The sequence below is a fragment of the Simiduia litorea genome, from assembly GCF_042853465.1.
Taxonomy (GTDB): domain Bacteria; phylum Pseudomonadota; class Gammaproteobacteria; order Pseudomonadales; family Cellvibrionaceae; genus Simiduia; species Simiduia litorea.
Genome location: NZ_AP031497.1, coordinates 1,423,118 through 1,438,865, shown reverse-complemented (window position 1 = coordinate 1,438,865; position 15,748 = coordinate 1,423,118). Strand labels below are relative to the sequence as shown.

Below are 15,748 nucleotides of genomic sequence, written 5' to 3'. Positions count from 1 at the left end.
GGTTGAATTAAGCCGACTGGCAATGTTGTATAACACGATTTGGGCGCTCACCCATGGCGTCTAATTGCCGAATACTCTGCTCGATAAACGCCACGTTATTTTCCGTGGTCTGAGCCAACACCAGTTTCGCCCAAGCAGGTAAGTCTGGGTTAATTCGATAGTAGACCCACTGCCCTTGGCGGCGATCAACTAACAAACCGCTCTTACGCAACAAGGCTAAATGACGGGAAACTTTTGGCTGCTCATCCTGTAGCGCCGCCATCATTTCGCAGACACACAGCTCGCCCTCATATTGAATTAACATGAGGCAGCGCAGGCGCAACTCATCGGTTAGGCTTTTAAAAAATTGGGTTGGGTCTAGCTTGATTTTTGGCGCCTTGTGCTTGGTTTCGATCAACACAAACATCGACAGGCGGCTGCTGATATCATTGAGCGTGAGCTCAAAGGGATTAGGGCCTCGGCGCTGAATCGGATCTTCAAAATGCCAGTCCATCTTTTTCCCCGTGGTCGGATAAGCCCTGCATTCAAGCCGCGCTTTATCACACAGAGATATGACGTAATCGAAGCGTTGATTGGCAAATTCAGTCACATTTTTTGATCTTAAATCTGCACGGGGGATGCCAAATTTTTCGAGTACCGCGAACGTCTGTGGGTGCACGTCGGTCGGATCTGTTCCAGCACTAAACACCTCAAAGCTATCCCCCGCGAGGTTGCGCAACAGCGCCTCGGCAATTTGCGACCGGGCTGAGTTACCCGTGCATAGAAAGAGCACCTTGCGCTTGTTTTGCATGATTTACCCAAGCCTCAAAATATATACTGAAAATCATATATATTATTTTTCATATATTCAAGTCGGTCGTCCGCTATTCACTCTATCGGCCGCAACCCATGGCAACAGGCGGCGCTGATTAGTTTTACTGAGCCAATTGGTTAGCTAAACAGCCCTAACTGCTCAGGCAGGTATTAAGGGGGCAAAACCAAGCACCAGCGACTACAGCCTCCACGCCTTCGGCAGGTTTGCAACACATACGCGCATAGCGTTTTACGCTATCGATCGCCGCCATAAAAAAAGCCCGCAGCGCGGGCTTTTAGCATCAACATAGAATGCCTTATAACATGAAGCCAAGCTCTAGCCGGCCTATGTCGTAGCGGATATCTTCCGAGCTATCCAGCCACATACTGGTATAGCCGGCCTTCACAAAGAGATTGCGGTTGAACTCATAGCGCACACCGGCACCTAGGCTATAGGAGAACTCGTTGGTGCCATAGGAGTTGTAGTAAGAGCTGCAAACATAGCCATACCAAGTCCACCAGCAACCGGTTTGTGGCGGGCCAGAGATATTGGAGTCGATATAACTCCAGCCAAGTCCAGCTTGCACATAGGGCGTAAAGGCGCCTTCAAAGAAATTATAGGTACCGTTAAATTGGCTGTTGTAAGTACTCAGCTTGTGGTTGATGCCCACACTGTCGTCGTCTTCGTTGACCACTGTGGCGCTATATTTGGCGTCGTTATAATCCGTTGCCCAAGTCAGGTTCCAGTGATTGTCGAAGTTATAACCCAAACTAAAGGCCCAACCGGTATTAGCTTTTACATCTAACTCTGCGCCTCGGTCGCCGCGCACACCCCAAGCCGCGGTGTTATTGGCTCCGATGGTGACTTCCATTCGACCAGCACGATCCTTATAGAGGCCACTAAATCCACGCGACTGCGCCTGCACGTCGAGGGTTAGAGATGTCAGTAGTGCGGCTATCAGACCGCTAATGAGGTATTTCATCGCAATGAGCTCCCTGCTCTAAATGGAGCCAACAGTATAATCAGGCTTACCCATTTGACCAAAGTATCCGGCGCCATTCTTCCGCGCCACCTCAACTCAATGTGATAGCCAGTAAATAGGCGTAACCATTAGCACCTCGGGCACATAATCGCTAAAATGCGCGTCCTTATTTAGAAATATTGCCGTCAGGCCCGAGTCACATGATCCCAGCAATTCGCACAACGTCACCGCTACAAAGCCATTACCTAGACTTTATCGACGCGCTTAGAGCCGAAGGCTTCGCTGGCGAACTCAACCCGGATTATGCTAATAGAACCGTATTGTCCACGGACAACTCCATCTACCAAGTGCTACCCCAAGGGGTTGTCTACCCTCGCCACAGCGACGATCTACTACTGATTACGGCTCTGGCAGCTAAACCGCGTTTTCGCAGCATCGTGCTCAGCCCGAGAGGCGGTGGCACCGGTACTAACGGCCAATCACTCACCGATGGCTTGGTGGTCGATACATCGCGGCACATGAATCAAATCCTCGAAATCAATGTCAAGGAGCGCTGGGTTAGGGTGCAGGCTGGTGTCGTTAAAGATCAGCTAAATGCCGCGTTAACGCCGCTTGGCTTATTTTTCGCGCCGGAACTCTCCACCAGCAACCGCGCCACCATCGGCGGCATGATCAATACCGATGCCTCGGGCCAGGGCTCGTGTGAATACGGTAAAACCCGCGATCACGTGCTGGCACTCGAAAGTATTTGGCTCGACGGCAGCCAATGGGGCTCAACGCCGCTGAATGAGCGCGAGCTGGACGCCGTGTGTGAGCGCCAAGACCGCATTGGCGAAGCGCACCGGGTACTACGCGATATTGCAAAACACTACGACGCCGACATTAAAGCCAAATTCCCACCACTCAACCGCTGCTTAACCGGTTATGACTTAGCCCATATTTACACCAAAGATAAGCAGTTCGATCTCAACAGTATTTTATGTGGCGCCGAGGGAACCTTAGCGTTTATCACGGAGGCGAAACTCAATTTACTGCCAATTCCAAAACACACAGCGCTGGTGACTGTGCTGTACCAAAATTTTGATGCCGCGCTACGGGACGCTACGGAATTGATGAAGGCCAAACCAACATCAATAGAAACCATAGACTCTCGGGTTTTCGAACTGGCTAAAAACGATATCGTTTGGCACTCTGTGAGCGAGTTTTTTCCAGCAGTAGACGAACAGGTTGCAGGCATCAATTTGGTTGAGTACAGCGCCGAGACAGAGGCCGAATTAGAGGAAAAAATATCACAGTTAACCCGCGCTTTAGACGCCGCAAAAGGCCAAGACAAAAAGAACTGTGGCTTTAGCGTCGTTAACGGCCGGGCCAATGTTAATAAAATTTGGGCCATGCGCAAAAAATCTGTTGGCCTACTCGGCAACGTCAATGGCGAAGCCCGCCCTATTCCCTTTGTAGAAGACACCTGCGTACCACCCGAAAACTTGGCCGATTTTATTGCCGAGTTTCGCGCCCTGCTCGACCAACACCAATTGCAATATGGCATGTTCGGCCATGTAGATGCTGGGGTTCTGCATGTGCGCCCGATCATCGATATGAAAGATCCCGAGCAAATAAAAACCGTGCGCCACATTACCGATCGCGTGGTGGATTTGGTGCAAAAGTATAATGGCCTACTCTGGGGTGAACACGGTAAAGGTTTGCGCAGCGAGTACGCGCCCGAGTTTTTTGGCGACTTATACCCACAATTGCAACGCATAAAAGGTGTGTTCGATCCACACAACCAATTCAACCCAGGAAAGATTGCAACACCAAAGGCAGAGATCGCACTAACCAAAATTGACGAGCCCACCACCCGCGGCGACGAGGACCGAAAAATTCCCGTTCAGGTGTGGCAAGGCTATAGCGAGGGGATGCACTGCAATGGCAACGGCGCCTGCTATAACTGGAACCCCAACGACGCCATGTGCCCGAGCTGGAAGGTCACCCGCGAGCGGGTTCACTCACCCAAGGGCCGAGCGTCGTTAATACGGGAATGGTTAAAACAATTGGCTGAGCGCGATGTCGACCCTATTGCCGTGGCAAAAAATAGCCGCAATAAATCTTTTCTGGCGAGTTTGCCGGTACGACTGAAAAATTCTTTCAGCAAAGACTATGACTTCTCGCACGAAGTTATGGATAGCATGAGCGGATGTTTGGCCTGTAAATCTTGCGTTGGCCAATGCCCCGTTAAAGTAGACGTGCCTGAATTCCGTTCAAAATTTTTAGAGCTTTACCACACTCGCTACCTGCGTCCGTTAAAAGATTACTTTGTTGGTGGTCTTGAATTTATGATGCCAGCCATGGTGAAAGTGCCATGGCTGTACAACGGATTAATGAGACTTTCGCCTGTTAAGTACCTACTAAAGCACCTAGCCGGCATGGTAGATAGCCCGCTATTAACCGGCATATCAATAGAGAAAACACTGGCGGAATTGGGCGTGCTGTGGGCGACGCCTGAAAATCTCCTATGTTTAACCGATGCCGAACGTGCAAAAACCGTCGCCATTGTGCAGGATGCATTTATCAGTTTCTTTGAAACCCAAGTGTTGATAGACAATATCAAGCTATTGCGCCAGTTAGGCTTTACGCCCATGGTTGTGCCGTTTATGGCCAACGGCAAACCTTTGCATGTGCATGGCTTTCGCGCCCGCTTCGAGCGCACCGCACAAAAAAATAGCGCCATGCTAAACACATTAAAACAAGCTGGCGTGCCGTTAATCGGTCTAGAACCGTCCATGACCCTCGCCTATCGCGCCGAGTACGTTAAAGTCATGGGCGACGAAGCACCCAAGGTTGAACTGATTCAAGAGTGGCTGGCAAAAGCCGATTGGACGCAAACTACCGACACACCAAAAGCGTTTAAGCTACTCGCGCACTGCACAGAAAAAACCAACGCCACGGCCAGCATAAAAGATTGGCAAACGGTGTTCGCGCGTGCAGGCCACAGTTTGTCCATTATTGACGTGGGCTGCTGCGGTATGGCAGGCACTTATGGCCATGAAACTCGAAACCGCGAAAATTCGGAAAAGCTATTTGACTTAAGCTGGCGCAAACCGGTAACGGATAATGCAGCGGAAAACCTATTAGCCACAGGCTTTTCCTGCCGCAGTCAGACCGAGCGACTAGCGGGCATCACGTTGCAGCACCCAGCTCAAGCGCTTTTGCACATCTAACTATTGTTTAGTAACAGGCTGATAACGTGGGCTGCCTAACAAGCAGCCACTTTATTAGCAGCCAAGAAATTTTTCGCAAAGCGATCCAGGCGCGCCGTTCTACCCTGCGCCAATTTAACCTCGATCAAACTGAACCCATCACGCCAAGCCAAAGCCTGCTGAAAAGCGTCAACAAAAGCCTGCTCACTGTCCACACTAACACCTCTGCCACCCATGGACTCAGCAAATTTCGGGTAATCCCAATTGCCAAGGTCAGTGCAATGTAAATCGGGCGAAAAGGCGCGAATCATATCCCAGCGCTTGTTATTAAATAAAATTACAATAGGACTAAAACCGTGCCCCAAACAATGCCCCAGCTCCATGCCTGTCATTTGAAATGCGCCATCGCCAACCAAAACAACGGGCCTCAACCCAGCACTGGCTTCCACGCCAAAGGCCGCAGGTACGGCGTAGCCCATAGACGCATAGAAAGCCGGGGCTAAGAGATAACGGGGGTTTGCCTCCAGTGAAGCAAACAGGCAATCGCCGACATCGGAAATAATGGGAAATATATTGTCTTGTTTTTCTAAAACGGTGTGCACAGACTTCACCACCTGCGTTGCACTCAGCCCAGAATCGGCATTGGCCAAAGCTGGACCAGCGATGTCTGGGCGACTCTCGCTGTCGACGTGGGTGATCCGTTTAAAATTGGTAATCGGGTAAGCCAGTTGACACAAGCCTTCGAACACCGCTTGCAGCGATACACCTTCAATATCCATATCATCTAGCCTGCTGACACCTTCGGACAACTCGATGGTTTTTTCCGCCGAAAAAATGTCGCCGTGGGCGGCAAAATTACTGTCTGTTTTAATGACCCCGGCCAGCAAAATCAGATCGGCATCGCGTAATAAGGTAAACGGTAATTGATCTGAACTGTCTAGAAAGATACCGCCATACATGGGGTGGGTAGAATCTAAACAAGCCCGCGCCATTAGCGTACTTAACATTGGAATGTTGGCGGCACTGGCAAACTGCTCAAGCGCGGACACCGCACCAAACCGTCGCACATCAACACCCGATAGGATCACCGGCCGCTTAGCCGACGATAATTTGCGCCAAAGCTTCTCTATGGCCAACTGTATTTGCTGCGCAGCTTTGGGCGGCGCTAGATAGGCAGGTTCAAGTGAGGTATCAAATCCTACCGCGTCTCTAGGAAACTCGATTAAAACCGGCCGCGACAATTCTGCACACTGCGCCAAGGCTTTGCGAATCTCTGCGCCTGCGCTTTTTGCATCATCGAGCCGCACTTGGCAGCAGGTGACTTCTCGCAAGATTGTGCGCTGCGAATCAACCGTTTTAGCCTGATGATGAATCAGCAAGTTTCGGTCAATTTCTGCCTGTGATGGAAAACCTGCAATAACCACCAGCGGCACATGTTCAACATAAGACTGAGCGATGGCGTTGACAGCATTCAACGCGCCAGCGCCATAGGTCAACAACACAGCACTGGGCTTGTTGGATAAACGCGCACAGGCATCGGCAGCGAATACTGCTGAAGGTTCGTGACTAAGATGCAGCATGGGTAAAACACCATTGCGCTGTATAGCTTCAAACAACGGCAAGATAAAATCACCGGGAATACCAAACAACTGGTCTACGCCAAACTGCTTCAGTTCAGTTTCCAACACATTGACAAGATTCATAAACCCTCCACGTTTTGACACAGTGTGGGACCTGAAAAGTATCAATTAATTGCGTTGTATCAATAGTTACAAGGGAAAATGATTTCAAAGTGGGTAGTGTGAAAGCTCGACACTGAGCGGCCTAAACCAAGCGCCTTTCGGTTAACAGACTAACGGGTAGGTATTGGCTATTCATGAAGACGTAGTCAAAAGGGAATAATAGGTACCCAGCGGGCATTGCACCCGCTGGGTATTGGATTTTATAGCTGTGCCGCTAAACGCGTGCCCTGATTGATGGCACGCTTCGCATCTAACTCAGCGGCCACATCTGCACCACCGATTAGGTGCACAGGTTTCTTTAATCCATCCACCAGCTCGCGCCGAGGCTCTTGGCCTGCGCAAATAATTACTGAATCAACATCTAACACCTGCTGTTCTTCGCCCAACTTCAGATGTAAGCCCGCCGCGTCAATTTTTACATATTCACAACCAGGCACCATGTTAACGCCCTTGTGTTTCAACCCGGTACGGTGAATCCAGCCGGTTGTTTTACCTAAGCCAGCACCGACCTTCGACGTTTTGCGCTGCAATAACCAAACATCTTTATCGGCGCGATGGTGCGCGGCTTTGACACCGGCAACGCCACCCCTCGCGCCCATAGTCATATCGACACCCCACTCGGCCATAAAGGCGGGGATATCGAGAGACGTAGATTTGCCACTGTGGGTAATAAATTCAGCCACATCGAAACCAATGCCTCCAGCACCAATAATAGCGACTTTTGAACCTACCGCTTTACCGGCAAACACATCGAGGTAAGTCATCACCTTCTCATTATCAATGCCCTCTATATCTGGCAAGCGCGGTGAAATACCGGTTGCCAGTACAACCTCGTCAACATCCAGTTCATTGAGCGCTGCGGCATCGACACGGGTATTTAACGTTACCTTGACGCCAGTAATTTCAAGCTTGCGCTTAAAGTAACGCAAGGTTTCATAAAACTCTTCTTTGCCCGGCACGCGCTTGGCGATATTAAACTGCCCGCCAATTTCGGCCGCGGCGTCAATCAAGGTGACATCATGACCACGTTCCGCCGCTGTTGTCGCAAAAGCTAAGCCTGCAGGACCGGCACCCACGACAGCAAATTTCTTTTTACTCGCCGCTGGGCTAATCACCAATTCAGTTTCATGGCAGGCGCGGGGGTTCACCAAACAGCTACTCATTTTTAAACTGAACACATGATCCAAACACGCTTGGTTACAGCCGATACAGGTGTTGATTTCATCGGCACGGTTTTCCGCCGCTTTGTTAACAAACTCCGCGTCCGCTAAAAATGGACGTGCCATAGAAATCATATCGGCATCACCCCGAGCCAATACTTCTTCGGCCACTTCGGGCGTATTAATACGGTTTGAGGTAATGACCGGAACTGATAAAGCCTTGCGAACTTTTGCCGTTACCCAAGTAAAAGCCGCGCGCGGCACTTTTGTCGCAATGGTAGGAATGCGCGCTTCATGCCAGCCGATGCCGGTATTAATAATGGTCGCACCCGCCGCTTCAATGGCCTTACCAAGCTTGATCACTTCGTCGTAAGAGCTACCCTGCTCGACCAGATCCAACATGGACAAGCGATAAATGATTATGAATTCCGGGCCAACCTTTTCTCGCACAGCTCTAACCACTTCAACCGCAAAACGCATGCGATTTTCATATTCGCCGCCCCAGCTATCGTTGCGGTGGTTGGTGTGTTTGACAATAAATTGGTTAATAAAGTAGCCCTCGCTACCCATCACCTCAACGCCGTCATAACCTGCTTGCTGTGCCAGATGTGCGCAGCGAGCAAAGTCGGCAATTTGCTGTTCGATATCCGCTTGCGTCACTTCCCGCGGGGTAAAAAAATTAATCGGTGCTTGGATGGCAGAAGGTGCAATAAGTTTTTCTGAAAAAGCGTAGCGGCCGGTATGCAAAATTTGCATACAAATTTTACCACCTTCTTTATGCACGGCGTCGGTAATCAACTTGTGGTTTTCAGCGTCTTGCTCGGTCTCCATGCCGCCGGCGTGATCGCTGGTGGCGCCTTCGCGATTAGGCGCAAAACCGCCGGTGACGATTAAACCAACACCGCCCTTGGCGCGCTCGGCAAAATAAGCCGCCATGCGCTCAAAGCCATTTTCAGCCTCTTCGAGGCCCGTGTGCATTGACCCCATCAGCACGCGGTTTTTCAGTTGCGTAAAACCAAGATCTAGCGGGGCTAACAAATTTGGGTAGTTTGGATGGCTCATAGCTGTCTCGCTCTAACGGGTTATTTTTGGAATATTGGGTTGTAAGTTTTCAAACACAGGGGCGCGTTTTTCAAAGCCGGCACTCATGGCCTCGAGAACTTCATGCGCATGAAACATGCCGCTCTGCCACGTAGCGGCGTAGCGCAGCCCATCCGCAACGCTGTTATCGCGAGCGTAATTCAACATCTCTTTGGTGCCATGAATGGCCATAGGTGAGTGGCCGGCAATGGTGTGTGCTATGGCCATAACGGCCGCAATCATGGTGTCGTGATCGCTATAGACCTCATTGACTAGGCCATAGCGCAGCGCTTCTTGGGCGCTAAATTTTCGCCCGGTATAAGCCAACTCCCTGACCACACCTTGAGGCATGAGCGTGGGTAAGCGCTGCAATGTGCCGAGATCAGCAGTCATGGCCAGGTCGATTTCTTTGATAGTAAAAAACGCGTTTTCCGTGGCATAGCGACAGTCAGCGGCGGCAATCATGTCGATACCGCCACCGATGCAACCCCCTTGGACGGCCATAAGTACGGGGATTCGGATTTCCTCCAGCAAATTAAAGCAGGCTTGAAGTTCGAGCACCCAGCGGCGAATCATCTCAGCACGGCGCGAGGCTTCAAGCTGAAACTCTGGGCCATTGAGGCCGGCGAAGACATTCAAGTCCATACCGGCAGTGAAATGCTTACCGGTAGATGAAATCACGAGTGCACGAATGTCGGCCGTTGCACCGATGGCGCGTAACGCTTTCGGCAACTCTTGCCAGAAGGCTGTATTGAGGGTGTTCAGGGCATCAGGGCGATTCAACACCAAGTGTGCCACTGCGCCATCAACCGTTAAGGATAGCGCCGCCATGTCGGCAAGCTCGGTCTGTAAGGGGTGCATAACCTCTCCTTTTTTTGCCATTAAATGGGCAGCAGAAGCTGCCACAACCTAAACTTTACAGCGTCAAGATAAAGCTCTATTTTGACACTGTCAAGATACACTGATAGATTCTCGCCATGAATAAAGCCCCTACCAAAGATTCTCGGCCCTACCATCACGGCGATCTGCGTAAAAGCCTCTTGCAGGAGGCTGCTTCACTGTTGGCGAACGAGGGTATAGAAAGCCTTAGCTTAAGAAGGCTAGCAGATAACGTCGGCGTATCTCGAACAGCCTTGTATCACCACTTTAAAGACAAGCATGCACTCCTGTGTGCCATTGCCGCCGAGGGCTTTGCCGAACTCGAATCAATCATGGCGAGCATTGGCCAACAGAGCAGCCTCACCCCAGCCCAACGCTACGGCTTATTTGCCCGCAACTACTTGGACTACGCCACACAAAACCCCGCCCGCTATAGCCTCATGTTCGGGCACACGCTGTGGCGCCAGAATTTGGCCGATGACAGCCTCAAAGGCGTCGCCTACCAATCCTTTAAGCAGCACTTAAGCGCGGTTAAGGCGTGGCAGTCGTGCGGTATTTTGCCGCAAGATCAAGACAGCTTACGGCTCACACAAGTTACCTGGGGCACCCTGCACGGTCTCGCACAACTGGTTATCGATGGCGTCTACGCGGATTCAAACCACCTCGATGAAATATGCCAATGCGTCGGCGAGCTATTTAGCCGAGCCTAAGTGCGGCCCGCCAACCGCGATACAGCCTCATCACTTCACACCACCTCAATTAACAACCAAGTTGCAGCGAGGCGAGCTAGGTTTTGCTATGATGAGCGCCCAATTTTGCCTCGAGAAGACTCCATGCTTGATATATCAGCCCTGCAGCAATTATCGCAGCTGAAACAAACAATTCGCGACAACAGAGACATAGCAACAGGCACCGTTCGGGGCACGCAATCGCGCTTTGGTTTTGTCCATTTAGATGATGGGCGAGATGCATTCTTAGCGCCTGAACAAATGGACCGCGTATTGCCCGGTGATCGTGTTGAAGTCATTGTTAACGAAATCAGCGATGGCAAACAATCCGGCAAATTTGAGGCCAACCTCGAGCAACTCATTGAGTCGCCACTTAAGCAATTTGTCGGTAAATATGTGGTGCGTGGCCAAGGCCACTTTGTTGCACCCGACCTACCGCAACTCAGCCGTTGGATTTTTTTACCACCCAAAGCGCGCAAACATGCAGCGCCCGGCGATTACCTACTTTGCAGTATCCAGCAACACCCTTTTCATAGCCAAGGCAAAGCACAAGCGGGTGTTGATCTTAATTTAGGTTCCGATGACAGTGCCGGCATCGAAACCAAATATATGTGTGCAAAATTTGATATTCCCTTCAATGCAGTCAAGCTGCATACAGACAATAATCTTGAAGCGGAGCGCATCCATCAATCATTGGTTAATGCCAACGCCGGTGACACAGACTGGCAAGACCTAACGGCATTGGATTTCGTTACCATCGATTCTGCGAATACCCAAGATATGGATGACGCCATCCACATTGACGACGCAGAAAATGGCGGCGTTATTATTCGCGTGGCTATTGCACAGCCCAGCAGCGTCATTCCAGACAGCAGTGAAATTTTAGCGACCGCGCGTCAGCTCGCCAACACGCTCTATTTCCCCGGCAACCATCAAACGATGCTGCCAGAAATACTATCTCATCAAAGCTTATCTCTGATCGAAGGCGCCATTCGTCGGGCCTTGGTTGTAAAAATGCACTTCGATCAAACCGGTGCAATGGGCGAGGTCACATTCGAGCGGGCCAACATTCAATCCAAAGGCCGATTAAACTATCAACAAGTGGCCAATTATTTACGCGGAGAAAAAGCTGCGCTCAACCCCAGCCATCATACGTGTATCGATGCGCTCTTTCACTGGAGCGCAATAAGACGCGAGTGGCGAGCAGCGAATACGCTGATTATGGATGATCGCGCCGACTATGAATTTGAACTCACGGACACGCAAAAAATTGCCGCTATACATATTCTTGCTCGCACCCCCGCGCATCAGATTGTTGAAGAGGCCATGCTGGCCGCAAATATCGCCGCTGGCGAATTTTTTGCTCGTGAAAACTTACCGGGCATCTTCTCCACCCACGCAGGCCCAAAACCCGAACGATTAGAAACGCTTCAACAGATGCTTGCCGATCAACCCGAGGCATCGTTAGACGCGAATACCTTAGAGGGCTATGTCGCCTTGGTGAAAGGTTTGGAGTCGAGAAACGAACAGCGACTACTGTCTAATTTCAGGCGCCAACTGCAACCTGGCCAACTGCGCTTGGAAGCAGAGCCACACTTAGGTTTAGGCTTTAAACACTACGCCACCATTACCTCGCCTATCCGTCGATATCACGACCTGTACAACCAACAGGTTATTTGTGGCTGGTTAGCAAACCAATCCTACGCTAGCGCCTCACCAGAAGTAGTCACAGCGCTACAGCTAGCTATCGGCAAAGGCCGACAAGCCGTCAAGCAAGCTGAGAGCTGGCTGGTTTGCCAATACTTACAAGGTTTTATCGGGCAGGAGTTTACCGGCCAAATCAGTATGGTTAACAGCGCAGGCGTGGGTGTTCGTCTCGATGCCAATGGTGCTGAAGGCTTCGTGTTAGTGCGCAATCGTGAATGTAAACCAGCCTTTGACCCCATCGCACTCACGCTAACCATCAGTAACCCTGAAGGGGTAGACACTGTTTTACATCTCGATGCCAATGTCAAAGTCAAACTAGACTCGATAGAAAGCGATACCCGAAAAATAAACTTTTCGTTAGTGGGCTAGATTAGGATTTAGTAAGCAGGCAAAAATAAACCCGAACGCGTCGGGTTTATTTTCGTGCTATTGTTTGAAAAAGTTTCTCTACGCGGCACCAAAAAGTGCATCGCCATCAAGACCTTGCTTTTCCAAAATATCGCGTAGTCGCTTGAGTGCCTCAACCTGTATTTGACGAACTCGCTCGCGCGTCAAACCGATTTCGCGGCCCACCTCCTCCAGCGTGCTAGTTTCGAAGCCTCGCAAGCCAAAGCGCCTTGCAATCACTTCACGCTGCTTCTCGGTCAACTCACACAACCAACCGTCGAGGCTGTCGTGTAAATCTGTGTCCTGTAATAACATCACGGGATCAGACTCTTGTTGGTCGGGAATAGAATCGACTAGAGCTTTGTCCGACGACGGCCCCATGGGCACATCCATCGAAGTAACGCGCTCATTAAGTTTCAGCATGCGCTCTACATCGGCAACAGGCTTCTCTAAGAGTGTGGCAATTTCATCTGGCGTAGGCTCATGGTCTAGCTTCTGCGTTAGCTCTCGAGCTGCCCGCAAGTAAACATTGAGCTCCTTCACCACATGTATGGGCAATCGAATGGTGCGGGTCTGATTCATGATTGCGCGCTCGATGGTCTGACGAATCCACCAAGTCGCGTAGGTAGAAAAACGGAAACCCCTTTCAGGATCAAACTTTTCCACGGCCCGAATCAAGCCTAAATTGCCTTCTTCAATTAAATCCAGCAGTGCTAAACCACGATTAACGTAGCGACGCGCAATCTTAACAACCAAACGTAGGTTGCTCTCGATCATGCGCTTTCGAGCACTTTCGTCACCCTTCAGGGCTTTGCGAGAAAAATAAACTTCTTCCTCCGCCGATAAGAGCGGGGAAAAGCCGATTTCATTGAGGTATAGCTGCGTTGCATCTAATGTTTTTTGGTAGGTACCAGCCTCTTCAAAAGCACTGGTTAAACGTGTCTTGTCGCTTTTACTGTCTTTGTGCTTGGTCTTTAATAACTCATCTGCCCCATGCACCAGAACGTCGTCATTTCCGTAGGATTCAATGTCCCTGTTATTTTGTACTGCCATAGTTCTAGCCCTTTTTTCTCGGTTAGCAAAATCCACGAAAGCACCGATTAGCGCTTCCCAAACCCTACACCCTTGACGGACTATTTAGCCTGCAGTTTGTACTGCTTATCATTATTGGCTAAATGTCGGCTTACACTCACTTCACGCCCAGTTGTTTTTTCCACTACCGTTTAGGTAAATACAGTAGCGGGTCCACCGGTTTTCCTTCGCGTCGTATTTCGAAGTGCAGCTTAGTGGTATCAGTACCACTTGACCCTATTTCGGCAATTTTCTGATTGCCTTTAACACTTTCTCCTTCTTTTACTAATAATTGATGGTTGTGTGCGTAGGCACTTAGGAAGGTCTCATTGTGTTTAATAATGAGGAGTTTCCCGTACCCCCTTAAACCGTCCCCCGAATACACCACCGTTCCCGGTGCAGCGGAAAGCACAGGCTCTCCTAAACGCCCTTCAATATCAATCCCCTTATTCAAGCCACTTTTCGGCGAGTAATTGCGAATGATTCTCCCTCGCGCTGGCCACTGCCACGTGAAGTGGGCATAAGTCGCTTGTGCAGCTGAGGGTTTAGTCACAGTACGGGGCGGCGTTTTGGCCACAGAGGTTTGCGATGTAGCCGGCGACGGTTTTTTGACACTCGGTGACTTACTGGTCACATTTAGATTTCTGGTATCCAGGTATATTTTCTGGCCAGGGTAAATAACATACCCTTTTGAAATGCCGTTGCGGACAGAAAGTTCTTTATAATCAACACCATAACGCCAGGCGATGGAATATAGCGTGTCGCCTTTTTGAACGAGGTGGTACTGCGGTGGGTTCACAGGGGAAGGGCTGGTTCTATCGCTAACAGGGGCCATTCCACCGCCAGATGAACAGCTAATAACCAGATACACGGCAAGTACAAGGAGCAAATATCTGCCACCTTGGCCACACCATGCGCATTGAGCGGCTACTTGATTAATGCTGTTTCGGCTCATTTATCCCGCACTGATATATTTCCAATGGCAATTAATAACCATAAGTTATTTCAAATTCGTCTAAAAATATTGCCTTTAAAATGTGATGCAACGCAACTTCCGAATGGATTGCCGTTGATTTCAAGAGGACTTACGTGCCACCTGATTAGCTACCCATTCAATCCCAAACACCAGTATACAACCCAATATTGCCGCTAACAGACAAGGCAACCACTGAGAGTCGACACCAGTCATTTTTTCAAATTGTAGCGGAAGTACATTTTCTTGAATAAACGGTACCGTCTCGCCCTTGCTATTCACTCGCATCTCAAGCACATGTTTCCATGGCCAAATCACGCTGAGAGAACCGAACAAGAAGCCCGTTAATACCGATAAGGTGAGCGCCCGAAATCGGGACAGGAGCCAGCCTAACACATGGGAAAACAGCAGTAGCCCAACCACACAGCCACCAATAAAATAACCCAACATAATAAAATCAGGCGTCTTAAGGGCGTGTAGAAATAGCGGGTAAGCACCGATAAGCAATAGAATAAAGCTGCCAGAGATACCCGGTAAAATCATTGCGCAAATCGCCAAGGCACCGGCAAAAAATAACATCCAATCATAAGGCGGAAATTCTGTTGGCCGAACAATACTAATGCCCCCCGCAATGAGCAAGCCAATCAGCAAGCCGGCAATTTGCGACCAGCCACGCGTCTCCAGCTGACGAAACATATAGACAGAGGACGCAAAGATAAGACCAAAAAATAGCGACCAAACGAGTAGCGGGTAGGTCGCTAAGCAATAACTAATAATGCCAGCAAACGTAAATAAGCTGGTGGCGATACCGGCAATGACGGTAATTAAAAAATTACCGTTGATGGCCTGCCAAGCGCTTTTGGGCCCTTCGGTTAATAGCAGCTTTAACGTCGATGGACGAATACTTTGTAGCGAATTCAGAAACTCATCATAAATGCCGGTTACAAAAGCGACAGTGCCGCCAGAAACACCTGGAACTACATCCGCAGCCCCCATTGCCATGCCTTTCAAATAAATAGGCAGATACCGTCGAATAGTCGCATTCATAGTTA

General features: G+C 50.0%; 11 protein-coding genes. 3 read left to right on the top strand and 8 right to left on the bottom strand.

The genetic code is table 11. From position 1 onward, the window contains the following. Positions 1–7: 7 nt before the first annotated feature. Positions 8–790, bottom strand: coding sequence for a metalloregulator ArsR/SmtB family transcription factor (locus ACGHTT_RS06335; protein ID WP_390594210.1), 783 nt, complete (start codon positions 788–790; stop codon positions 8–10). A 319-nt stretch (positions 791–1,109) separates the two neighbouring features. Then, on the bottom strand, positions 1,110–1,775 hold the full coding sequence (locus tag ACGHTT_RS06330; protein WP_390594209.1) for an outer membrane protein: 666 nt from the start codon (positions 1,773–1,775) through the stop codon (positions 1,110–1,112). Between the two features lie 200 nt (positions 1,776–1,975). Between ACGHTT_RS06330 and ACGHTT_RS06325 the strand changes: the two genes are divergently transcribed. Next, the gene (locus ACGHTT_RS06325) at positions 1,976–4,990 is read left to right on the top strand and encodes an FAD-binding and (Fe-S)-binding domain-containing protein (protein ID WP_390594208.1); all 3,015 of its coding nucleotides are present in this window, start codon (positions 1,976–1,978) and stop codon (positions 4,988–4,990) included. A gap of 35 nt (positions 4,991–5,025) precedes the next feature. Here the strand turns inward: ACGHTT_RS06325 and ACGHTT_RS06320 are convergent, their stop codons facing one another. The 3 genes from ACGHTT_RS06320 to ACGHTT_RS06310 all read right to left on the bottom strand — a co-directional run bounded on the left by ACGHTT_RS06320 (position 5,026) and on the right by ACGHTT_RS06310 (position 9,812). Further along, a complete protein-coding gene (locus ACGHTT_RS06320; RefSeq protein ID WP_390594207.1) occupies positions 5,026–6,672 on the bottom strand; it encodes a thiamine pyrophosphate-binding protein in 1,647 nt (548 codons plus the stop codon). Positions 6,673–6,911: 239 nt separating this feature from the next. Next, on the bottom strand, positions 6,912–8,933 hold the full coding sequence (locus tag ACGHTT_RS06315) for an FAD-dependent oxidoreductase (protein ID WP_390594206.1): 2,022 nt from the start codon (positions 8,931–8,933) through the stop codon (positions 6,912–6,914). 12 nt (positions 8,934–8,945) lie between these two features. Next, positions 8,946–9,812 (bottom strand): crotonase/enoyl-CoA hydratase family protein, encoded by an 867-nt coding sequence (locus ACGHTT_RS06310; RefSeq protein WP_390594204.1) that lies wholly within the window; start codon positions 9,810–9,812, stop codon positions 8,946–8,948. Between the two features lie 116 nt (positions 9,813–9,928). Here ACGHTT_RS06310 and ACGHTT_RS06305 point away from each other — a divergent pair, with 116 nt between their 5' ends. After that, positions 9,929–10,540 carry a TetR/AcrR family transcriptional regulator gene (locus tag ACGHTT_RS06305; protein WP_390594203.1) on the top strand — a complete coding sequence of 204 codons (612 nt, stop codon included), beginning with the start codon at positions 9,929–9,931 and terminating at the stop codon, positions 10,538–10,540. 123 nt (positions 10,541–10,663) lie between these two features. Further along, a complete protein-coding gene (locus tag ACGHTT_RS06300) occupies positions 10,664–12,634 on the top strand; it encodes a VacB/RNase II family 3'-5' exoribonuclease (protein WP_390594202.1) in 1,971 nt (656 codons plus the stop codon). 78 nt (positions 12,635–12,712) lie between these two features. On the opposite strand, the gene rpoS is transcribed toward ACGHTT_RS06300, so the two are convergent. The 3 genes from rpoS to ACGHTT_RS06285 all read right to left on the bottom strand — a co-directional run bounded on the left by rpoS (position 12,713) and on the right by ACGHTT_RS06285 (position 15,743). After that, complete coding sequence (gene rpoS / locus ACGHTT_RS06295) at positions 12,713–13,705, bottom strand: RNA polymerase sigma factor RpoS (RefSeq protein WP_390594200.1); 993 nt, start codon at positions 13,703–13,705, stop codon at positions 12,713–12,715. A 163-nt stretch (positions 13,706–13,868) separates the two neighbouring features. Next, entirely contained in the window at positions 13,869–14,558 is a 690-nt protein-coding gene (locus tag ACGHTT_RS06290; protein ID WP_390594199.1) for a peptidoglycan DD-metalloendopeptidase family protein, read from the bottom strand. Between the two features lie 240 nt (positions 14,559–14,798). Beyond that, the gene (locus ACGHTT_RS06285) at positions 14,799–15,743 is read right to left on the bottom strand and encodes a DUF368 domain-containing protein (RefSeq protein WP_390594198.1); all 945 of its coding nucleotides are present in this window, start codon (positions 15,741–15,743) and stop codon (positions 14,799–14,801) included. Positions 15,744–15,748 lie beyond the last annotated feature (5 nt).

Bases quoted from the DNA above. Each gene is read 5' to 3' on its own strand.
- ACGHTT_RS06305 (WP_390594203.1), top strand. From the start codon at position 9,929: ATGAATAAAGCCCCTACCAAAGATTCTCGGCCCTACCATCACGGCGAT.
- rpoS (WP_390594200.1), bottom strand. From the start codon at position 13,705: ATGGCAGTACAAAATAACAGGGACATTGAATCCTACGGAAATGACGAC.
- ACGHTT_RS06330 (WP_390594209.1), bottom strand. From the start codon at position 1,775: ATGAAATACCTCATTAGCGGTCTGATAGCCGCACTACTGACATCTCTA.
- ACGHTT_RS06300 (WP_390594202.1), top strand. From the start codon at position 10,664: ATGCTTGATATATCAGCCCTGCAGCAATTATCGCAGCTGAAACAAACA.
- ACGHTT_RS06285 (WP_390594198.1), bottom strand. From the start codon at position 15,743: ATGAATGCGACTATTCGACGGTATCTGCCTATTTATTTGAAAGGCATG.
- ACGHTT_RS06320 (WP_390594207.1), bottom strand. From the start codon at position 6,672: ATGAATCTTGTCAATGTGTTGGAAACTGAACTGAAGCAGTTTGGCGTA.
- ACGHTT_RS06325 (WP_390594208.1), top strand. From the start codon at position 1,976: ATGATCCCAGCAATTCGCACAACGTCACCGCTACAAAGCCATTACCTA.
- ACGHTT_RS06315 (WP_390594206.1), bottom strand. From the start codon at position 8,933: ATGAGCCATCCAAACTACCCAAATTTGTTAGCCCCGCTAGATCTTGGT.
- ACGHTT_RS06290 (WP_390594199.1), bottom strand. From the start codon at position 14,558: ATGGCCCCTGTTAGCGATAGAACCAGCCCTTCCCCTGTGAACCCACCG.
- ACGHTT_RS06310 (WP_390594204.1), bottom strand. From the start codon at position 9,812: ATGCACCCCTTACAGACCGAGCTTGCCGACATGGCGGCGCTATCCTTA.
- ACGHTT_RS06335 (WP_390594210.1), bottom strand. From the start codon at position 790: ATGCAAAACAAGCGCAAGGTGCTCTTTCTATGCACGGGTAACTCAGCC.